16 protein-coding genes are annotated in these 20,235 nt (G+C 75.5%); 9 read left to right on the forward strand and 7 right to left on the reverse strand.

From position 1 onward, the window contains the following. Window positions 1–27: 27 nt before the first annotated feature. From IF01_RS0107605 to IF01_RS0107615, 3 genes are all read right to left on the reverse strand, one after another. Entirely contained in the window at window positions 28–678 is a 651-nt protein-coding gene (locus IF01_RS0107605) for a TetR/AcrR family transcriptional regulator (protein ID WP_233290078.1), read from the reverse strand. Between the two features lie 548 nt (window positions 679–1,226). Further along, a complete protein-coding gene (locus IF01_RS0107610; protein WP_030392523.1) occupies window positions 1,227–1,871 on the reverse strand; it encodes a response regulator in 645 nt (214 codons plus the stop codon). After that, on the reverse strand, window positions 1,868–3,154 hold the full coding sequence (locus IF01_RS0107615; RefSeq protein WP_051755003.1) for a sensor histidine kinase: 1,287 nt from the start codon (window positions 3,152–3,154) through the stop codon (window positions 1,868–1,870). The genes IF01_RS0107610 and IF01_RS0107615 overlap by 4 nt, the downstream gene beginning before the upstream one ends. Before the next feature lie 291 nt (window positions 3,155–3,445). On the opposite strand from IF01_RS0107615, the gene IF01_RS0107620 reads away from it, so the two are divergent. The 5 genes from IF01_RS0107620 (at window position 3,446) to IF01_RS0107640 (ending at window position 8,835) form a co-directional block, all read left to right on the forward strand. Continuing rightward, the gene (locus tag IF01_RS0107620; protein ID WP_030392525.1) at window positions 3,446–4,009 is read left to right on the forward strand and encodes a GlcG/HbpS family heme-binding protein; all 564 of its coding nucleotides are present in this window, start codon (window positions 3,446–3,448) and stop codon (window positions 4,007–4,009) included. A gap of 329 nt (window positions 4,010–4,338) precedes the next feature. Continuing rightward, window positions 4,339–4,752, forward strand: a complete 414-nt coding sequence (locus IF01_RS0107625; protein WP_037779198.1) for a YunG family protein — start codon at window positions 4,339–4,341, stop codon at window positions 4,750–4,752. A 41-nt stretch (window positions 4,753–4,793) separates the two neighbouring features. Continuing rightward, entirely contained in the window at window positions 4,794–5,804 is a 1,011-nt protein-coding gene (locus IF01_RS0107630; RefSeq protein WP_279617253.1) for an NAD(P)-dependent oxidoreductase, read from the forward strand. Window positions 5,805–6,089: 285 nt separating this feature from the next. Continuing rightward, window positions 6,090–7,382, forward strand: coding sequence for an LPXTG cell wall anchor domain-containing protein (locus tag IF01_RS43655; RefSeq protein WP_030392528.1), 1,293 nt, complete (start codon window positions 6,090–6,092; stop codon window positions 7,380–7,382). A gap of 235 nt (window positions 7,383–7,617) precedes the next feature. Further along, window positions 7,618–8,835: a hypothetical protein gene (locus tag IF01_RS0107640; protein ID WP_244215464.1), complete on the forward strand. Its 1,218-nt coding sequence runs from the start codon at window positions 7,618–7,620 to the stop codon at window positions 8,833–8,835. On the opposite strand, the gene IF01_RS0107645 is transcribed toward IF01_RS0107640, so the two are convergent. Further along, a complete protein-coding gene (locus tag IF01_RS0107645; RefSeq protein ID WP_244215458.1) occupies window positions 8,832–9,668 on the reverse strand; it encodes an aquaporin in 837 nt (278 codons plus the stop codon). The genes IF01_RS0107640 and IF01_RS0107645 overlap by 4 nt on opposite strands. Before the next feature lie 185 nt (window positions 9,669–9,853). Here IF01_RS0107645 and IF01_RS0107650 point away from each other — a divergent pair, with 185 nt between their 5' ends. Next, window positions 9,854–10,651 carry a MerR family transcriptional regulator gene (locus IF01_RS0107650; protein ID WP_030392531.1) on the forward strand — a complete coding sequence of 266 codons (798 nt, stop codon included), beginning with the start codon at window positions 9,854–9,856 and terminating at the stop codon, window positions 10,649–10,651. Between the two features lie 111 nt (window positions 10,652–10,762). On the opposite strand, the gene IF01_RS0107655 is transcribed toward IF01_RS0107650, so the two are convergent. Beyond that, the gene (locus tag IF01_RS0107655) at window positions 10,763–11,740 is read right to left on the reverse strand and encodes a helix-turn-helix domain-containing protein (RefSeq protein ID WP_037779324.1); all 978 of its coding nucleotides are present in this window, start codon (window positions 11,738–11,740) and stop codon (window positions 10,763–10,765) included. A gap of 313 nt (window positions 11,741–12,053) precedes the next feature. On the opposite strand from IF01_RS0107655, the gene IF01_RS0107665 reads away from it, so the two are divergent. The 3 genes from IF01_RS0107665 (at window position 12,054) to IF01_RS0107675 (ending at window position 16,111) form a co-directional block, all read left to right on the forward strand. Continuing rightward, window positions 12,054–13,466, forward strand: a complete 1,413-nt coding sequence (locus IF01_RS0107665) for a hypothetical protein (RefSeq protein ID WP_157855177.1) — start codon at window positions 12,054–12,056, stop codon at window positions 13,464–13,466. 300 nt (window positions 13,467–13,766) lie between these two features. Continuing rightward, entirely contained in the window at window positions 13,767–14,453 is a 687-nt protein-coding gene (locus IF01_RS0107670; protein WP_244215459.1) for a SigE family RNA polymerase sigma factor, read from the forward strand. Then, a complete protein-coding gene (locus IF01_RS0107675; RefSeq protein ID WP_030392536.1) occupies window positions 14,450–16,111 on the forward strand; it encodes a hypothetical protein in 1,662 nt (553 codons plus the stop codon). Before IF01_RS0107670 ends, IF01_RS0107675 begins: the two co-directional genes overlap by 4 nt. Before the next feature lie 190 nt (window positions 16,112–16,301). Here IF01_RS0107675 and IF01_RS0107680 read toward each other — a convergent pair whose 3' ends face one another. Together IF01_RS0107680 and IF01_RS0107685 are read right to left on the reverse strand one after the other, a co-directional pair. Beyond that, window positions 16,302–17,807: an aminopeptidase P family protein gene (locus IF01_RS0107680; protein ID WP_030392537.1), complete on the reverse strand. Its 1,506-nt coding sequence runs from the start codon at window positions 17,805–17,807 to the stop codon at window positions 16,302–16,304. Between the two features lie 152 nt (window positions 17,808–17,959). Next, a complete protein-coding gene (locus IF01_RS0107685; RefSeq protein WP_051755004.1) occupies window positions 17,960–19,558 on the reverse strand; it encodes a PP2C family protein-serine/threonine phosphatase in 1,599 nt (532 codons plus the stop codon). Window positions 19,559–20,235: the final 677 nt, after the last annotated feature.

Below are 20,235 nucleotides of genomic sequence, written 5' to 3' on the forward strand. Positions count from 1 at the left end.
CCCCCCGGGCCGCCCGGGCCGCCGTGGTCAGGGGCGGGGGTAGAGGCGGAGGAAGGCCTGGACCCCGGTGGTGACGGTGGTGTGCAGGGCGGCGTCGGAGATGGGGACGGCGCCGTAGAAGGACTGGTCGGCCGCGCCGCTGAAGGTGAGCAGGGTGAAGTGGGTGGCGGCGAGGTCGGGGTCGTCGAGGGTGAGCAGGGCCTGGGAGGCGAGGCGGGTGAGGTGGTCGGCCAGGTCGCGCTGGGAGGCGAGCGGGCCGGCGGCCAGCCAGGCGGCGAGGACGTCGGGCGGGATGTTGCCGGCCTCGGCGCGGATGGTGCGGCCGAGGGCGTAGTGCTCGCCGGCGGCGAGGACGGCCTTGGCGCGGTCGACGGCGAAGGCGGTGAGGTCGGCCTCCAGGTCGACGATCTTGTGCAGATGGCGGTCGGCCAGCCCGGCGATGATCTCGGTGAGTTCGCCGGCGGTCTCCAGGGCGACGGAGAGGAAGAGCTTCTCCTTGTCGCCGAAGTGGTTGTAGATGGTGCGCTTGGACACCCCGGCCTCGGAGGCGATGGCGTCGACGCTGGCCCGGGTGTAGCCCTCGCGGCCGAACACCGTGCTCGCCGCGCGGGCGATGGCCCGGCGCTTCTCGGGCATGCGGCGTGAGCCGGTGGTCACTGCCGGGTTCGCTGTGCTCATCGGGCGAGTCCCCTCCTCGGCGGGTTGCACTACCCGGTGCAGTTTACCTGGAGGGGTGCGAAGTGCGGACGGTGGTGAGGGCGGGAAAACGGGACCGGAAAGCAGGGAGGCGCGGAGCGAGTCCCCCCGGACCCGCTCCGCGCCGCGTCGACGCGCGACTTGTTCGCCGCTCCCCCCGACCACCCCGGACTCCGCCGTCCCCCCTGGCACCACTCTCCGGCGAGAGCGTTCCGCACAGGCCCGGCAGGCCCCTTTGTTGCAGGGCGTCGTTGATCGTTACGGTAACAAACCGCATGGTTGGTTTGTCAATACCCGGAATCCATGAAACATCCACAATCGGGGATCGCCGTCCGGTTGGCAAGGGGTGGCCGGGGACGGCCGGGGACGGCCGAGGGCAGGCGGAAGCGGCTGGTTGGATCGGCCGTTCGGGTGCCGGGGGAATCCGGGGCGGAGGTCGCGGGCCGACGGTTCGGAATCCGATATTCCGAACGGAATGTCGGTATTCGCTGCCGTCGGCGCTGCCACCAGTGCTGCCACCAGCGCCGCCGTCAGCGCAGCAGGCGGCGTTCCTTGGCGACCGCCACCGCGCCCGAGCGGGTGTCGACGCCCAGCTTGTCGTAGATCCGGCCCAGGTGGGTCTTCACCGTGGCCTCGCTGATGAACAGCGCCCGGGCGATCTCCCGGTTGCCGAGTCCCTGGGCGAGCTGGGCGAGGATCTCCGTCTCGCGCTCGGTGAGCTGCGGCGCCGGGGCCCGCATCTGCGCCATCACCCGGGAGGCGACCGGCGGCGAGAGCACCGTGCGGCCCTGGGCGGCCGAGTGCACCGCGGCGAACAGCTCCTCCGGCCGCTCGGCCTTCAGCAGATAGCCGGTCGCGCCCGCGCCGATCGCCCGGGTGATGTCGGCATCGGTGTCGTACGTGGTCAGCACCAGGACGTGCGGCGCCTCGGGGGCGGCGGTGATCCGCCGGGTGGCCTCCACCCCGTCGATGCCGTCGCCGAGCTGGAGGTCCATCAGCACCACCTGCGGGGCCAGCCGGGCCGCGAGGTCGACCGCCTCCTCGCCGCTGCTCGCCTCGCCGACCACCTCGATGTCGCCGGCGCTGGCCAGCAGGGCGAGCAGACCGGCCCGGACCACCGCGTGGTCGTCGCAGACCAGCAGCCGGACCGGGGACGGGGCGGGGGTGGGATTCATCGGACGGCTCCTGGGCCCTGGCGACGGTCGGGGGCGTTGGGGGTGTCGGGAGAGTCGGGAGAGTCGGGGGAGTCGGACGCGGGGGGAGCGGCGAGGGTGAGCGGGACCGCGGCCGAGACGACGGTGCCCTCGCCGGGGGCGCTCTCCACGGTCAGGGTCCCACCGAGCTGGCGCAGCCGGGCCCGCATGGCCGGCAGGCCGTGGCCCCGGCTCCCGGTGGGGGCGGTGTCGTCGGGGGCGAAGCCGCGGCCGTCGTCGGCGATGTCCAGGACGGCCTGGTCGCCGAGGAAGGAGAGGGTGAGGGCGGCGGCCGAGGCCCCGGCGTGCTCGCGGACATTGGCGAGCGCGCCCTGGGCGATCCGCAGCAGCGCGGACTGCGCGGCCGCCGGGAGCGGGACGGGCGCGCCGTCCAGGTGGAAGCGGACCGGCAGCCCGCTCTCGGCGGACTCCCGTTCGGCGAGCGAGCGCAGCGCCCGGTCGAGGGTGCGGCCGTCGGCGAGCTCGGCGGGCGCGAGGTCGTGGACGAAGCGGCGGGCCTCGGCGAGGTTCCGGGCGGCCACTGCGGCGGCGGTCCGGACGTGGCCGCGGGCGGTCGCCGGGTCGCCGTCCCAGGTGCGGTCGGCGGCCTGGAGCAGCATCTGCTGGCTGGAGAGGCCCTGGGCGAGGGTGTCGTGGATCTCCATGGCGAGCCGCTCGCGTTCGGCGAGCGTGCCCTCCCGGCGTTCGGTGGCGGCGAGTTCGCGCCGGGTGCGGACCAGGTCGGCGATCAGCGCCCGCTGCCGTTCGGCCTGCCGTTCCATGTAGAGGAAGACGCCGGTGGCCAGTGCGGCGACGGCGGGCGGCAGCAGGAGCAGGTTGGCGTCGGTCGCGCCCGGCAGCCGGACCTCGCCGACCACCACCAGCAGGGTGAGCGCCGCCACCAGGGGGATGGCCGCGGGCGTGGGCAGCGTGCGCAGGGCCGTGTAGACCAGCGGCACGGCGCACCAGGAGAAGCTCGGCGCGAGCAGCACCAGGACCACCCAGAGCACCGTCACCACGGCCAGCGGCCAGGCGGGCCGGCGCTGCCCGGGGGCGGGCGGGCGGCGGTGGGCGAGCCAGGAGCCGAGCGGCTGGACGACGGCCAGCGCGATGCTCAGGCCGAGCACCCAGGGGATGCGCGGACTGCCCGGGTGGTGGCTGAGGAAGCGGCTCAGCGAGGTGGCGAGCAGCAGCAGGAACGCGGAGTCGAGCAGGACGGCCAGCCGGCCGGCGTCCGGGTCGAGCGGGGGGCCGGGGTGGTGCACGGGGCCGCTCCTCGCTCGCCTGCTCACTCGCTTCGACGGTCGGTCGTCGTGGCCGGCCGGTCGTCGTGGTCGGTGGTGGTGACGGCCGGTGGTCGTGACGGCCGCCGCCCCGGCCGGGCTGATCCCTCGATGGTGACCCGTCCGGCCCGGGGGCCGCATCAGCCGATCGGCTGACGGGTCCGTCCTCCATCATGCCCGCGGGAGGTGTCCGGACCGCCGATGCGGCGGAGGGGGCTGTCGCCGGAGGATCGATCACGTTCCCAGCGACACCATCCGACGAGGAGCCGGACCATGAAGAAGATCTCCGTTCGCACCAAGGTGCTGACCGGTACCGTCGCCGCCGCCGCGCTGGCCGCCGCCACCCTCGGCGCCGTCTCGGCCAGTGCCGAGGCCACCGACACCCCGTCCGTCGCCGCCGCCGCGGTGAAGGCCGACACCCAGAACAAGAACCTCGCCCAGACCACCGGCCTGACCATCGCCGCCGCCACCAAGGCCGCCCAGGCCACCCTGGACGCGGCGACCAAGGCCGGTCAGAAGGTCTCCGTGGCGGTCGTCGACCGTGACGGTGTCACCCGGGTGCTGCTCAAGGGCGACGGCGCCGGCCCGCAGTCGCCGGAGTCGGCCGTGCGGAAGGCCTTCACCGCCGTCTCCTGGAACGCGCCCACCTCCGAGCTGGCCAAGCGGCTCGCCCAGGCGCCGAACCTGAAGGACATCCCGGGCACCCTGTTCCTGGCCGGCGGTGCGCCGGTGCAGTCGAAGGGTGCGCCGGTCGCGGCCATCGGTGTCGCGGGCGCCCCCAGCGGCGACCTGGACGAGCAGTTCGCGCAGGCGGGCGTGGAGGCGCTCGGCAAGTGACGCCCGGCGGGTGGGCGGCGCGGGGACGGAACGCGCGCCGGAGCGAACCCCCGACCGCTCCGGCGCGCACCTGCCCGCGCCCGCGCCCGCAGCGCACCCGCGCGGGCGGTCGCCCCGGCGGTTGCCCCGGCCCTCGTCCCGGCGGTCGGCCCGGCCGTCGTCCCCACTGTCGGGCCGACGGTCGTCGCGGCGGTCGCCCCGGAACGGCCTCCCGGCCGGTGCCCGCGGGCTCCCCGTACGGGTGAAGGTCACCCGGGTCGTCGCAGAACACGGGCACTTTGGCCGAAAAGCCGCTGCCGCTGTCGGTGCCGCGTGGCAGGCTTCCCGCTATGACGGCGTGGACCCTCAACGACATCGAACGTGCGATCCGCTCCTCCTGGGGTGTCGACACCTGCGCGCCCGAGGACCAGGCCCACTGGCGTCCCGACAATCCCGCCCACGGCCAGTGCCGGGCGACCGCCCTGGTGGTGCACGACCTGCTGGGCGGCGAGCTGATGATGGGCGAGGTGTACGTCGGCGGGGTCCGCACGGACCTGCACTGGTGGAACCGGTCCGCCGCCGGCGCCGAGGTCGACATGACCCGTTCCCGCTTCGGCCCGGACGAGGAGGTCGGCCCCGGCCGCCCGGTCGCCCGCCCGCAGCGTCCGGGCCGGCTCCAGGTCCAGTACCAGCTGCTGCGCCACCGGGTGGCCGCGCGGCTGGAGGCCGGGGCGGCGGACGGCCACCGCGCGGCGGCCGCCTGACCGCCCTCGGCAAGCCCGACGGCCCGTCCGCCCGCCCAACCGTGCCGCCGTGCCTCCGTCCCTCCGCGCGCCGGATCGCTCGGTCGTCGGACCGACGGGCTGACGTACAGTCGGTTGCTCGTGGTCGGACGACCGTTCCGTCCGCCGGGCGACAGCGGGAGTGTGCGATGAGCGGGACGACGGTCGGCTTCGTCGGACTGGGCGCGATGGGCCGGGGCATGGCCGGCAGCCTGCTGCGGGCCGGGTACACCGTCCGGGTGTGGAACCGCTCGCCCGAGCCGGTGGCCGAGATGGTCGCCCTGGGCGCCGAGGCGGCCGAGGGGCTCGCCGACGTCTTCGCGGCCCATGCGGTCGTCTCGATGCTCGCCGACGACGACGCCGTCGAACGGCTGCTGCTCGACCCGGTCCTGCTGGCGGACGCCGCGGCCACCCTGCACATCAACATGGCCTCCGTCTCGGTCGGCCTGGCCGAGCGGGCCGAGGCCCTGCACACCGAGCACGGCATCGGGTACCTCGCCGCGCCGGTGCTCGGCCGTCCGCCGGTGGCCGCCGCCGGGGAGCTCAACATCCTGGCCGCCGGTGCCCCCGCGACGCTGGCGGCGGCCGAACCGCTGCTCGCCGCGATGGGCCGGCGCGTCTGGCACTTCGGCGAGCGCCCGGCCCAGGCCAACACCGCCAAGATCAGCACCAACTTCCTGCTGGCCTGCGCGATCGAGTCGATGGCGGAGGCGTGCAGCCTGGCCGAGGCCAACGGGGTCCGGCCGACCGACCTGATCGAGATGCTCAGCGGCACGCTCTTCCCGGGCCCGGTCTACTCCGGATACGGCGCGATGGTCGCCGAACGCCGTTACGAGCCCGCCGGGTTCAAGCTTCCGCTGGGACTCAAGGACGTCGACCTCGCGCTCACCGCCGGGGCCTCGGCCCGGGTGCCGCTGCCGTTCGGCAGTGTGCTGCGGGACGCGTTCCTGGACGCGCTCGCGCACGGGGACGGCGAGAAGGACTGGGCGGCGGTCGCGGCGGTCGCGCGCCGGCGGGCCGGGCTCCCCGCGTAGCGGCGGGCCGGGCGCCCCGTACGGCGGCACCTTCTCCCCACCGTGTACCAAGCACCCGTCACGCTCCGACGGCGCACGGCAAAAGGCCCTTTTAGGTGCAGAGTTGGGCCAACCGGACAGAAAACGACCTGGTGCCGTTCCAAACCGGCACCCACCTTCCGGCACAGCGGGGGCCTTCGGTAGTCTCCGTCGGACTTTCAGCTTCGCGGGAGGATCGCGGCTCGGAAAACCACCGGGTCCACCCGCGCTCCCGGGCCGCGCCCGGACACTCCCGTGAGGTTTCCCTTGTCCATCTCCATACCTCGCAGTCTGGCCCTGGCCGGCGCCGCCGCGCTCGCCGCCTCGATGGCCCTCACCGGCGCCCAGGGCGCCGTCGCCGCCGCCACCGGCGCGCCCTCGGCCGCCGCGCCGCAGGCCGACAAGGCCGCCCACCGCCAGCTCGACCTGTCGCTGGACGGGGTACCGGGCACCTTCGTCGCCGGCGGCGAGTCCAAGCAGTTCAGCTTCACGATCGACAACAACACGAAGACGGACTTCGTCTTCTACCCGTTGCTCAAGTTCAAGAACGCCCAGGACACCCTGGAGGCGAAGGACCTGAAGGTCGAGTACCAGCTGCCCGAGGCGCTGGACAAGACCAAGGCCTGGCACCCGGCCGGGGCCGCGCCGGGCGCCGAGTCCGACGACGACGGCGTGCTGTTCCTGCTCGCCAAGCTCCAGGGCGACGGCAACCCGGACTTCGAGGACTCGCTGCTGGCCGTCACCAAGGGCAGCAGCCTGACGGTCGCCGTCCGCGTCACCGTGGCCAAGGACGCGCCGCGCGGCAACGCCGGCGTGGTGCCGGTGGTCTTCTCCGCCGAGGCCGAGGGCAAGAACCCGATCGGCGAGGCCGAGTTCAGCTGCGACGGCATCCGCGGCAAGCGCTTCAAGATCGTGGCCGAGGGCCCGGGCAAGCCGAGCCCGACCGCCACGCCGTCGACGGCCAAGCCGACCACCCCCAGCACGAGCCCGACGGTGAAGCCGACCGGCAGCCCGAGCACCAGCACCTCGCCGTCGCCGACCGCCTCGACGACCCCGAGCCACACCCCGAGCACGACGGCGACCCCGTCGACCACGGCCACGCCTTCCACGACGGCCACGCCGTCGACCACGGCGACGCCGTCGACGACCGCCACCCCGTCCACCACGGCGACCCCGTCGACGACGCCCTCGACGACGGCCACCCCGTCGACGACCGCCACCCCGTCGACCTCGGCCTCGCCCTCGGCGAGCACCACCGCGACGCCGAGCGGGAGCACCTCCCCGAGCGCGCCCGCGACCGCCGCCCCGTCGAGCCCCGCGCCGACCCAGGACGACACCGCCGGGTCGATCGACTTCCCGGTGAGCGTGCCGAAGATCAAGCCGCTGCCGATCACCCCGGCGGCCGTCACCAAGGCCAAGTCCAACGCGGACAAGGCGCTCGCCACCACGGGTGGCGGTGACGACACCACCGCCATCGCGATCGCGGGCGGCGCCGTCCTCGCGGCCGGTGTCGGCACCCTGGTCGTGCTCCGCCGCCGCCGCACCGCGCAGCAGGGCTGAGCCCGGACCGTCCCGGCACCACGCCGAGGCACACCGCCTGACACGGAACCGCCCGTGCTCCCGTACCCGGGGGCACGGGCGGTTCCGTTCGGTCGCCTAGGATGACCGGCCGAGGGGGCGGCACGGCGGACGAGGTACTGGGGTGCGTGGAACGGGCGCGGGGCGCCGGGAGCGGTCGGGTCGGCCGGGACGGGCCTGGACCGACTACGAGGCGGCCACCGGCCGGATCGCGGGCCTGCCGGTGCGCAGACACCATGTCCTGCTGCTGGCCTGGACGGTGCTCTGGTTCCTGCTGGTCGAACCGAGCGGCGGCTTCTCCTGGCACTACCTGCGCCAGGGCGAGGAACTGCTCTTCAGCGACCGGTCGGACGGCGGTCTCTCCCTCTACGCCCACCACCCCGAACTGCAGATCGGCCCGGTCAGCCTGGCCGTGGCCCGGCTCTTCGCGCCGTTCCCGGGGCATTCCGGCGAGGTGCTGGCCGAGGCGGTGATGTCCGGCCTCGGGCTGGCGATGCTGGTCCTGGTGGGCCGCACGGCCGCCCAGTACCACCTGGGCACCGGTACCAACCACCGCCGGCTCCAGCAGCGGCTGCTGGTCGCGGGCCTCGCGTTCATCCCGATGTGGGTCGAGGTGTCGGTCCGCTTCGCGCACCTGGACGACGTGCTGGCGCTGTTCTTCACCACCCTCGCCGCGCACGAACTCAGCCGGGGCCGGGCGACCGCGGTCGCCGTGTACCTGGCGCTGGCGGTGGACTCCAAACCGTGGGCGCTGGCGTTCGCGCCGCTGATCCTCGCCCTGCCCAGGGCCAGGTGGCTGCGGACGGGCCTCTGGTTCGCCGGGCTGGTCGCGGTCGCCTGGCTGCCGTTCTACCTGGGCGACCTGGACACCATGGCGGCCGCGAAGTTCACCATCCCCAACCAGACCGCCTCGGCGCTGCGCTGGTTCGGGGTGACCGATCCGACGACGCCCTGGTGGGACCGCCCGGCGCAGTTCGCCCTCGGCCTGGGCCTGGGCAGCCTGGCGGTGTGGCGCGGCCGCTGGCCGGCCGTCGTCCTGCTCGGGGCGGACGCCCGGATCCTGCTCGACCCGAGCGTCTACACCTACTACACGGCGTCGATCATGCTCGGCACGCTGCTCTGGGACACCGTCGGGCAGCGGCGGCTGGTGCCGTGGTGGAGCTGGATCGCGCTGGTCGCGCTGTACGGGGGCACGCTGTTCCTGCCGTCCGACCCGGCGCGCGGACTGGTCCGGCTCGCCTTCGTGGTGGTCTCGGCGGGGTGCGTGCTGCTCCTGCCGGCCCAGCGGCGGCGCGGCTCCGGCCGCCGTCCCCCCGGCCGGGGCGGTCCGGAGGGCGGTCCCGAAGGCGGTCTCCCGCAGCAGCGCACGGGACGGCGGCGGACCGGCCGGCGTCCCTCGGCGCCCAGGCAGCGCGCGACCGTCCAGTCCTCCTAGCGCTTGTCGGACGGCCCCGGGCGGACGCCGGGGTGCGCGCGCTCCCGGCCGTCGAACAGCAGCGCCGCCAGGCCGAGTCCGGCCGCCGCCCCCGCGCACTGGGCGAGGACGAAGCCGGGGACCGAGCCGGGCGTGATCCCGGTCCAGCCGTCGGTGAGCGCCCGGCCCAGCGTCACGGCCGGATTGGCGAAGCCGCCCGAGGAGGTCGCCCAGCAGGCCACGACCACCCAGAGGCCGACCAGTGCCGGGACCAGCCGCCCCCGCCCGGCGGCCGTCGCCCCGGTCACCACCAGCAGCAGCGTCCCGGTGGCCACCGCCTCGGCGAGCCACAGCGCGCCGCTCCCGCGCGACACCGCCGACAGCCGGAACACGGGGTGCCCGAACATCGCGTCGGCCAGTCCGGTGCCCGCCACCGCGCCGACCGTCTGCGCGGCGGCGTACCCGACCGCCTCGCGCAGCGGCAGCCCGGCGGGGGTGCCCCGGCCGGTCCACCAGGCGCCCGCGGTGATCAGCGGGTTGAGGTGCCCGCCGGAGACCGGGCCGAACAGGGTGATCAGCACAGTCAGGGCCGCCGCCGAGGCGCCGACGTTCGCCAGGAAGCGCAGCCCGGCGTCCGAGGTGAGGGCGTCCGCCTGTCGGCCGGAGCCGACCACGGCGGCGGCCAGCAGCGCGGTGCCGACCAGCTCCGCCGCCAGCCGGCGGCCCAGCGGCGGCGGCGCGGCGGTCGGTTCGGGCACGGAGGCCGTGGCGGCCGGCAGGACGGCGGCGGGCAGGGAGTCGGTCGACGGCGTCGGCTTCGGCAGTGGCGTTCCGGGCGGTACGGGCGTGGTCACGCGCACATGCTGGTGGCCGTCCGTCCGTCCCGGCAATTGGCCGGACCCCACAAACCGGTGCCCGCCCGGCCCGGCCGGATCGGAGACTTCTCCACCGGCACCCGACACTGGACCCGGCCCCTACGACTTGACCCTCACGCAACGGGAGGAGGCAGGGTCGTGGTCAGCAGGAAGGGAGTACCCCGATGAACAGCGGAGACGAGGACGGCCGCACCGGCCGCACGGTCGGCGCGGTGGCGCGGATCGCCAAGGTGACCGTCCGGACCCTGCACCACTACGACGAGATCGGCCTGCTGTCCCCCAGGGGCCGCACGCCGGCCGGCTACCGCCGCTACGACGAGGCCGACCTCGGCCGGCTGCAGCGGATCCTGTTCTACCGCGAACTCGGGTTCCCCCTGGAAGAGATCGCGGCTGTTCTGGACGACGACTCGGTGAGTCCGAGCGAGCACCTGCGGCGTCAGCACCGGTTGCTGACCGACCGCATCGCGCACCTCCAGAAACTGGCCGCGGCCGTCGAACACGCCATGGAGGCAGAGAAGATGGGTATTCAGCTGACCCCGGAGGAGAAGTTCGAGCTCTTCGGCGAGCACTACCGCGAGGAGTGGGAGGGCGAGGCCGAGCAGCGCTGGGGCGACACCCCGGCCTGGGCGGAGTCCCAGCGCCGTACCGGCGGCTACGACAAGGCCGACTGGCAGCGGATCAAGGCCGAGGCGGACGCGCTCAACGCCCGTCTGGCCGAGGTGTTCACCGCCGGCGAGCCCGCCGACGGCGGCCCGGCGATGGACCTCGCCGAGGCGCACCGGCAGCACATCCGCGACAACTTCTACGACTGCACGTACGAGATCCACCGCGGTCTCGCCGGGATGTACGTCGCCGACCCGCGGTTCACCGCGGTCTACGAGCAGCTCGCCCCGGGCCTGGCCCAGTGGCTGCACGACGCCATGCTCGCCAACGCGGCCTTCCGCACGGACGGGCAGGGCTGACACCGGGTCGGGCCCGCTGTCGTGCGGCGCTGCGCCGCGGGGGCGCGCCACGCCCCGGAGCGACGCCCCGGAGCGACGCCGCGCCCCCGGGGTCACGTCACGTCCTCGGGGTCACGCCACGCCGCGGCCGAAGGAGCGCCGGTAGGCCGTCGGGGAGGTGCGCATGACGCGCCCGAAGTGGTGCCGGAAGGTCGCGGCGCTCTCGAACCCCACCGCGCCGGCGATCTCCTCGACGGTGCCGTCGGGCGCCTCCAGCAGCGGCAGGCTGGCCGCGACGCGCTGGCTGATCACCCAGCGCATCGGGCTGGTGCCGTTGCGGGCGGTGAAGTGCCGCAGGTAGGAGCGGTCGGACATCCGGGCGGCCCGGGCCAGTCCGGTGACCGTGAGCGGGTCCGCCAGGTGGTCCAGCGCCCACTGCATCGAGCGGGCGACGCCGTCGTCCTCCTCCTCGACCGGCCGGACGGCGGCCTCGATGAACTGGGCCTGGCCGCCGTCCCGGTGCGGCGGCACAACGAAGCGGCGGGCCACGCTGTTGGCGACCTTGGCGCCGTGGTCGCGCCGGACCAGGTGCAGGCAGAGGTCGATCCCGGCCGCGCTGCCGGCGCTGGTCAGCACCGATCCGTTGTCCACGTAGAGCACGTCCGGGTTGACCCGGACGGCCGGGTGGCGCTGCCGCAGCAGTTCGGCGTACCGCCAGTGGGTGGTGGCCTCCTGGCCGTCGAGCAGGCCGGCGGCGGCCAGGGCGAAGGCCCCGGAGCAGATCGAGACGATCCGGGCGCCGCGCTCGTGCGCGGTGCGCAGCGCCTCGACCAGGGCGGGGGAGACCACCCCGCCGAAGGCGTTCGGCACGCCGGGGACCACCACGGTGTCGGCGGCGGCGAGGTCGTCGAGGCCGTGTTCGGCGGTGAGGGTGAAGCCGCCGACCGAGCGGAGCGGTGCGCCGGGGCGGTCGGCGCACACCCGCAGCCCGTACCAGGGGGCGGCCAGCAGTCCGCTCAGCTCGGGCCGGGCCAGGCCGAACACCTCGACCACGACGCCGAGCTCGAACGGGGTCATGCCGTCGAAGGCGTAGACGGCGACCTCGTGCACCGGCTCCGGCCGCCGTCCGATGCTGACGGCGACCGGGCCGGTGACGGGAACAGCGGCATTGGCGGCATCGACGGCGGCGGCGGTCGTCGGACCGGTCGAGCGCTGCTCGGCCATGGGACCCCCTACTGACGGGTGGTGGCGGAATGCCGGTGAGTGTAGCCGTTCCGGCCAGTTCGAAATTTCCTTCGAACCACCCACAACTCCTGGGGAGGATGGGCGTCTGAGAGGGTGAGGGCCGATCCGGCGCGGGCATGACCGCACCGGTGCCGGGTCTCGCTCACTGGCCGAGTCCGACTACCACGGGGAACCCACCATGCGTCCGTCCACTGTCCGGCGTCTCGTCAGGACCGTTCCGCTGGCGGCCGTCGTGGCCGGCGCGGCCGGCTACGCGCTGCTTCCGGCCGAGGCGGGCGCGGGCGCCCGGCCGGCTCGGTCCGCGGCTCCGGCACCCTCGGGCGTGGCCCTCGTCGAACCGGTGGCCGACGCCCGGTCCGTCCCGGAGGGGACGTCGCCCACGGCGACGGCACCGGGGGCGAGCACCGCGGCCGGGACGCCGGGCCCGGTGGGCGGCACCTCGGCCGTACCGACGGGGTCCGTGCCGGGCGCGGCCGCCCCGACCACCCCGACCACCGCGAGCGCTCCGACGTCCGCGAGCGGTCCGGCGTCCGCGGTGGCGAAGCCGGCCGAGCCCGCCAAGGGCGTGCCCGTGCCCGCCGGGACCGCCCGGCCCTCGGGCCCCGCCCCGGTCACCGCCCCGAGCGGCGGTCCGGCCCCCGCGACCGGCACCTCCCCGGACTGGCCGGAGGAGCCGCCCTCCGCGGTCGGCGAGCGGGTGGACGTCGCGATCCGCTCGCTCAGCGGAGCCTGGGAGATCCGCGGCGGCGGCAGCTACTTCGAGTTCGAGGTGACCTGGAGCAACGCCACCGACCGGCGCTTCGACGAGATCGTCCCGGTGGTCCGGGTGCTCCCGTTCGACTACCCGGCCGCCGTGGCGCGGCTCGGCGTGACGGCCAAGGGCACGCTGGACCGCAAGGACATCGACGAGTGGCGAGAGGTCAAGCCGGACCAGAAGGGCGTGGACAGCGGGCCCCAGCAGGGGGCGTTCGCGCTCGACCCGGGCGAGAGCCGGGCCGTCCGCTACCGCCTGACCCTGGGGGCCGACAGCATGTCGGGCCGGCTGCCGATCCAGGCCGACGCCTATGTCGGGCGCGGCGCCAAGGCGGTGTCGGTCGGCGGCACCCAGGCGCGGATGAACGTGACGACGGGGCAGCCGATCCGGTTCACGGCGACGAAGGCGACCGACATGACCGTCGGCCGGATCCCCTCCGAGCTGCGGGTGGAGCTGGCCAACCTGGACGCCACCGGCAACCACACCGTGTCCCCGGCGGTCAGGGTGACCGACCCGCTCGGCCGGAACACCATGCACGGCCTGGTGCCGGGCGACCTCTCCGCCGAGGTGCTGGTGGACGGCGAGTGGCGCCGTCTGTCGGGCGCGCTCGACGCCGACGGCCAGGTCCGGCTGGACACCGCCGGGCTGACCCGGGTGCTGGTGCCGGGCGAGACGGTCGTCTACCCGTTCCGGTTCAACCTGCCGAAGGGCTGGAACGCCGGCAGCGGGCTGGAGTTCACGGTCGGCGGGACGGTCGACGGCGGCTCCCTCCCGACCCAGAAGGCGCGGCCGCGGATCACCTGGATGGCGGACGACACGCCGAAGGCGACCTCCTAGGCCGCGCCCGGGCCGCGCACCGGCGATCCGGCGCACGACCCGGCGAGCCGGCGTACCAGGGGCGGCACCCGCCCGGTCCGGCACCCGCCCGGTCCGGCACCTGCCCGGTCCGGCACCCGCCCGGTCCGGCACCTGCCGGTCCGACGAGTGACCGGTCACGCACCCGGCCGGTGCGCGGTGCGCCCGGTCCGGCACGACCTGCCCGGCGGGCCCGCTCGTCCGACCGGGCCCGCCATCCAATGACGATGTCCTGACGCACCGGCGGGAGCCGGGCCGCGGTCGGGGGGAAAGCGAAGACGGATGTCCATGGCCATCGGGCGGTCCGCCCAGGCCGCCCAGGAGCGGGGGTTCGGCCTCCGCCGACTGCTGGCGCTGCTGTTCGGCGCCCGGGAGACGCAGGGCGCGGGGGAGCTTCTCGACGTCCCGGTCGCCGCGCAGACGGCCGGCCAGCGCCGGGCCGGGTTCCGGCTGCTGGCCGGTGGCGGCCGGACCCGCGAGGCCGGGCCGACGCTGACCGAGCTCTACCTCACCCACCGGCTGAGCCTGGTCCGGCTCGCCGTCCTGCTGGTCGACCATCAGGACCAGGCCGAGGACGTCGTGCAGGAAGCTTTCGCCAAGCTGTACCAACGGCACGGCGACGAGCTCGACGACCTCGACAACGCGCTGGCCTACCTGCGTACGGCCGTGGTCAACGGCGCGCGCTCGGTGCTGCGCCGCCGCCGCACGGCCCGCGAGTACGTGCCGCCGCACGAGGCGGACGCGCCCTCGGCGGAGGACCACGCCGTCCTCCACGACGAGCACCGGCGGGTGCTGGTGGCCATGCAGGAGCTGACCGCGCGCCAGCGCGAGGTGCTGGTGCTGCGCTACTGGTCCGACCTGTCGGAGTCGGAGATCGCCGAGATCCTCGCGGTGTCGCGCGGCACCGTGAAGTCCACCGCCAGCCGGGCCCTGGACGCCCTGGAGCGGAAGCTGGGGGACGCCCGATGAGCGACGACCGGCGTCCCACGCCCGACCACGAGCCGGACGGCGAGGCTGCCGGCCCCCAGCGTCCCGACCCGCAGCGTCCCGACCCGCAGCGTCCCGAGGCCGAGCGCCCCGACCCGCAGCGTCCCGAGGCCGAGCGCCCCGAGGCCAAGCGCCCCGACCGGGACGGCCCGCGCGGCAACCGGGCCGCGGCGGGCGGCGCCGGTACCGGCGTCACCACCCCGGTCGGCGGGGAGTCGCCGATGGAGCGGCTGCTCCGGGAGGCACTGGCGGCCCGCGCCGCCCGGATCACCGCCCAGGACCTGCGCCCGGCCGACCCGCCGAAGGGGCCCCGCAACCGCAGGCGGCCCGCCTACCTGGTGGGTCTGCCTCTGATGGGACTCGCCGCGGCCATGATCGTCGGCGTGCTCACCGTCCCCAGCGACATCCTCGCCGACAAGGGCGACGACGCGCCGGCGGCGACGATGAGCGACGGCCCGGTGCCGACCCGGGGCGCCGACGGGGCGACCCCGAGCGGCTTCCCCGCACCGCCCGCCGACGACCCGGCCCGCCCGGTCGGGGAAGCGGCCCCGGGGACGACCGGAGGTCCGTCGGCCACCGCCCCGGGCACCGGAACCGGGACCGGGACCGGGCCGGTGCTGCCCGGCCAGGAGGGGGAGACCGCCGCACCGCCGGGGGCCGGGGCGGGAGCGTCCTCCCCGTCGCCCGGCGGCCCGGCGGCCGGAGCGCAGTCCGCCCCACCGCCCCCGGTGGTGCCCGCGCCCTCGGGCACGGTCCGCCAGGGCGGCGGCGTCGCGCTGAGCTTCGACGGTCTGACGGGGACGGAGGCGATCGTCGGCGCCGGCCCGACGACCTTCTCGGTGACCTGGCGCAACACCACCCAGCGGCTGTACGACGCGGTGGCCCCGGTGGTCTCGGTCCGGACGCTCACCGGCGCCGTCCGCTCCGGCCGGTCGGTGCGCGGCCGGCTCCAGCGCGAGGAGGAGGGCGGCGGCTGGACGGACGTCCCGCTGACCGTGGGTTCGGGCGCCTATCTGGCCTCGGGCGACGCGGCCGCGTTCGCGCTCGCCCCGGGGGCCGCCCGGACGCTCCGCTACCGGCTGGACCCCTCGATCGACAGCGCGGAGGGGACGCTGCTGATCGAGGCCCTGGCGGTGCTGCCGAGCACACCGGAGCGGTTCGAGGAGGGTTCGGCGCTGGCGCCCCTGCTGCTGACGAGCGCCCCGGCGGCCAGCCGGACGGCGCCCGAGCTGAGACTCAACTACGCGGCGAGCGACGGGGTGATCGCCGGGCGGCCCAGCTCGTTCGCGATCACCATCAGCAATCCCGGGGCGGCACCGCTGGCCTCGGTGGTGCCCACCCTGGTGCTGACCGGTGCGGACGCGGCCAAAGCGGTCGTCGAGACCAGGTACGGCGCCGGCGCCGGGGTCCGCCGGCTGCCGGTGGCGCCGGACGGCAACGGGCAGCTGGTGGTCGACACCTCGCTGCTGGAGCGGCTGATGCGTCCGCACGAGTCGAAGTACCTGGAGTTCCAGGTCAGCGTCCCGGAGGACTGGAAGCCCAACGCGGACTTCGCGGTGGTCGTGGGGGCCAGGGGCGACGGCCGGGACGCGGCGCCGATCCTGATCCGGCCGAGGTTCGCGGCGGCGGCCGACTCCTGACCGCCCCGGGCCGCCCGGCCGGCGGCCGCCGACCTGTGACGAGGCCCGTCGGCGCTCCGGCCCCCACTGCTCGGGGGCCGGACCGCAGACGGGCCGGACCGCAGACGGGCCGGGTCGCTCCGGGGCGCATCCGCCCCGGAGCGTCGTTCGTGGACCCTGCTGGTGGGCCCTGTTGGTGAGCCCGGGTTCGTCAGCCCTGGTTGAACGAGGCCATCCACGCCTCGACGTCCTCGGAGCGGCGCGGCAGGCCGGCCGAGAGGTTCTCGTTGCCGTCGGCGGTGACCAGGATGTCGTCCTCGATCCGGACGCCGATGCCGCGGTACTCCTCGGGGACGGTCAGGTCGTCCTGCTGGAAGTAGAGGCCGGGCTCGACGGTGAGCACCATGCCCGGCACCAGCAGCGCGTCGACGTGCTCCTCGGTGCGCGAGTGGGCGCAGTCGTGGACGTCCAGGCCGAGCATGTGGCCGGTGCCGTGCAGGGTCCAGCGGCGCTGCAGGCCGAGCTCCAGGACCTTCTCGACGTCGTACACCGAGGCGTCCAGCAGGCCCCAGGCGAGCAGCCGCTCGGCGAGCACCCGCTGCGAGGCGTCGTGGAAGTCGCGGAAGCGGGCGCCGGGCTTCACGGCCGCGATCCCGGCCTCCTGGGCGTCGTAGACCGCGTCGTAGATCTTCCGCTGGAGCTCGTCGAAGCGCCCGTTGATCGGCAGGGTGCGGGTGACGTCGGCGGTGTAGAGGGTCTCCGTCTCCACGCCGGCGTCCAGCAGCAGCAGCTCGCCGGGGCGGACCTCGCCGTCGTTGCGCACCCAGTGCAGGGTGGTGGCGTGCGCGCCGGCGGCGCAGATCGAGCCGTAGCCGACGTCGTTGCCCTCGACGCGGGCGCGGCGCCAGAAGGTGCCCTCGATCCAGCGCTCGGAGGTGGCGACGGCCTGGCCCAGCTCGCGCACGCAGTCGGTGAAGCCGTTGACGGTGGCGGCGCAGGCGGCGCGCAGCTCGCCGATCTCCCACTCGTCCTTGACCAGCCGCAGACCGCTCAGGAACTCCTTGAACCCGGCGTCCTGGTCGGCGTCCAGCACATCGGCGAGCGCGGCCTCCAGGCCGGCGTCGTAGCCGCGCACGATCCGGGTCGGCACGCCGTCGGCGGCGCGGTCGGCCAGCTCGTCGGCGGCCTTGCGGACGTCGCGGACCGGCAGGCCGAGCAGCTGCTCCTGCTCGGTGAGGCTGTGCCTGCGGCCGACCCACAGCTCGCCGTAGCCGTCGAGCCAGAACTCGCCGTTCTCGCGGTCGGAGCGGGGCAGCAGGTAGAGCACGAAGTCGTGGCCGGTGGCGCCGGTGGGCTCGGCGACCAGGACGGCGTCCTCGGTGCGGTCACCGGTGAGGTGCACGTACTCGCTGGAAGCGCGGAAGCCGTAGTCGGTGTCGTTGGAGCGGATCTTGAGGGTGCCGGCCGGGACGACCAGGCGCACACCGGGGTGGGCGGCGGAGAGCGCGGCACGGCGCTCGGCGGCGTAGCCGGCCTGCGGGACCGGGGTCAGGCCGTGCAGCTCGGTGTCGGCCCAGCCGGACTTCATCGACGCGGCGAGTTCGTCGGAGACCTCGGAGTAGAGGCCGTTCTTGCGGCCCTTGAACTGCTGCGGTTCCTCGTCGCCGCCGATGGCCTCGGGGTTCTCGGCCACCGCCGGGGTGCGGTCCTCGGTCACGTACGTCGCCTCCTTGCGCGTGGTGCCGCCCGGGGCGCGTCGGATCACGACACGGGTGGGCGGCCGTGCGTCCATGGTACGGACGCCCGGCCGCTCACCCGTTCGGGCCTTCACCCGGTCGTGCCCGGCCCCGGTGCCGCAGGGCCCGGCGGTCACTCGAAGCGGGCGGCGAGCAGCATCAGGTCGTCGGTGGCCGGGGCCTGGGCGGTGGGGCGCCGGGGGGCGGCCCCGCCGTCCCGGTCGGCGGGGTCCTGACCCGCCGCGCGGCGGTCGGCCCGCTCCCGCCGGTCGGCGTCCCGCTCGGCGGCGGCCGCGAGCAGGTGGGCGCAGAGCCGCTCGGGGTCGGTCCGGACGTCCCGGGGGGCGTCGGCGGCGGCCCGGCGCAGATCGGTCTGTCCGGAGTGCAGGGTCTGGCCGAAGCGGCGGGCCAGCCCCTCGGTGTAGAGGATCAGGGTGTCCCCGCGCTCGGCGGTGAACTCGACCCCGGGCGCCTCCCAGCAGGAGAGCATGCCGAGCGGCGCGGAGAGCGAGGTCTCGATGAACTCGGCGCCGTACCTGGTGACCAGGACCGGCGGGCAGTGGCCGGCCCCGGCCAGGGTGACCCGGCGCTCCTCCGGCTCCACCCAGGCGTAGACGGCGGTGGCGCTGCGGGTCGGCTCGGTGGTCTTGAGCAGCAGTTCGAGGTCGCCCAGGACGGACACCGGGTCCTCGCCCTCCAGCACCGCGTACGCCCGCAGCGCGGCCCGGACCCGGCCCATCGCGGCGGCTGCGCCGGGCGCGGAGCCGGGGCCGGCGCCGGGGCCGTCGCCGGAGACCGAGCCGACGGTCAGCCCGACGGTGCCGTCCGGCAGCGGGATCGCGTCGTACCAGTCGCTGCCGCAGGAGCGGTCGAGTCCGGCCGGGACGAGCCGGGCGGCCAGCCGGAGCCCGCCGGGCTGCGGGAGCCGGTCGGGCAGCAGACCGCGGCGCAGCGCCTCGGTGGTGCGCCGGACCTTCTCCGCGTCCAGCTGCTTGGCCAGCAGCGGCGCGGCGACCTCGGTGTAGCGGCGGGCCAGTTCGCGGCGGCGGTCGGTGGGGTCGGCAGGGGCGTCGTAGAACCACAGGGCGGCAGCCAGCGGGCCGTCCTCCTCGGTGGCGAGCGGCAGGCCGTAGCAGCCGCCGAGGCCGAGCTGCCCGGCGAGTTCGCGCAGCCGGGCGCCGATCGCCGGGTCCTCGGCGAGGTCGTGCGAGCGCACCTCGGCGGGCCGGTCGTGCTCGCGCAGCAGCCGGGCGAGCAGGCTCTGGTCGGCCGGGACGGTCTCCAGCGCGCCGAGGCTGGCGCGGTCCAGGCCGAGCCCGAGCGGCTGGCTCGGGCCGCCGCCGGGCAGCACGGTGACCAGCAGGGCGCGGTCGGCGCCGAGCAGCGCGGTGCCCGAGGCGAGGACGGCGTCCAGGGTGGCGCCGAGACCGCGGGCGCGGGCGAGCCGCTCGGTGTGCTCGTGCAGGCTGGCGAAATCGGACAGCCGTCCGGCCAAACGGTCCTGCACGCCGGTCGGGGCCGGGGCCGCGGGGTCGGGGGCGCCGGGGGCCGGGGCCGCGCCGGTGCCGTCCTCGGGGCGGCGGTCCGTGCCCTCGGGCCGTCCGGCGGACGGCTGGCCGGCGGCGGCCGGGGCCGGGCCGTGGAAGCCCGGCGGATCGAGGACGGAGAGCCCGCTGGTGCCGCCGGGCTCGACCGGCTCGGAGGACGCCGACGGTGGGGGGGACTCGGTCATGCCGCCACTCCTGACGCGGTGGTACGTGTCACGCGGATCATGCGGAACCCCCCGGGAACGGCCGTTCTGGAGCGAGCACGGCCAAAGGGGCGTGTTTCGCCTCGATTCGCTACTACTCGTCATTGATCGACAGCAATGCCACCACTTCTACACAGGCCATTCGGGGCATGTCCAGAGTCAGGACAAGGCTGGTGACCGGTTCCGGGCCTGGTGGGGCCGGTCGGGGGGCGCGTTCTGCTCCGCGCACGCCGGTCGGTCGCGCCACGGTCCGGCGGGGCGCGACGGCTCCGCCCGGCGGGCATGGAGCGGCCGGTGAACGGGCAGAACCGAGGGGACGGTTCCGGCGGCCGTCCGGATCGTATGCCTTTACCGCCGGCCGGCCGGGCCGGCCGGAAGCGACTCACTCGTACGGTGGAACCAACCGCGCCCGGGCGGCGTCCATCCGGTCGCATACGGGATTCTCGTTCCAAGGGCTGTTCTATTCCGCGGCCCTTTCACATCGTGCTCCACCGCGTGCTCCAGGCCCGCGCCGCAGTTCGCACCGCCGTCCGCACCGCCGCTCGCCCTGCCCGCCGTTCGGCCCCGGCCCGGCTCCCGGTCCGTTCCCTCCGTCCGGTTCGCAGGCAGTCCGGCGTCCCCGGCCGGTGGCGGCGGCCGGCCCGGCGGCCGCGGGTCGG

The organism is Kitasatospora purpeofusca (assembly GCF_000718025.1).
GTDB lineage: Bacteria > Actinomycetota > Actinomycetes > Streptomycetales > Streptomycetaceae > Kitasatospora > Kitasatospora purpeofusca.

Excerpts from the sequence above, each read along its gene's own strand:
- IF01_RS0107605 (WP_233290078.1), bottom strand. The coding sequence starts at position 678 with ATGAGCACAGCGAACCCGGCAGTGACCACCGGCTCACGCCGCATGCCC.
- IF01_RS0107610 (WP_030392523.1), bottom strand. The coding sequence starts at position 1,871 with ATGAATCCCACCCCCGCCCCGTCCCCGGTCCGGCTGCTGGTCTGCGAC.
- IF01_RS0107620 (WP_030392525.1), top strand. The coding sequence starts at position 3,446 with ATGAAGAAGATCTCCGTTCGCACCAAGGTGCTGACCGGTACCGTCGCC.
- IF01_RS0107625 (WP_037779198.1), top strand. The coding sequence starts at position 4,339 with ATGACGGCGTGGACCCTCAACGACATCGAACGTGCGATCCGCTCCTCC.
- IF01_RS0107650 (WP_030392531.1), top strand. The coding sequence starts at position 9,854 with ATGAACAGCGGAGACGAGGACGGCCGCACCGGCCGCACGGTCGGCGCG.
- IF01_RS0107665 (WP_157855177.1), top strand. The coding sequence starts at position 12,054 with ATGCGTCCGTCCACTGTCCGGCGTCTCGTCAGGACCGTTCCGCTGGCG.
- IF01_RS0107670 (WP_244215459.1), top strand. The coding sequence starts at position 13,767 with ATGTCCATGGCCATCGGGCGGTCCGCCCAGGCCGCCCAGGAGCGGGGG.
- IF01_RS0107675 (WP_030392536.1), top strand. The coding sequence starts at position 14,450 with ATGAGCGACGACCGGCGTCCCACGCCCGACCACGAGCCGGACGGCGAG.
- IF01_RS0107685 (WP_051755004.1), bottom strand. The coding sequence starts at position 19,558 with ATGACCGAGTCCCCCCCACCGTCGGCGTCCTCCGAGCCGGTCGAGCCC.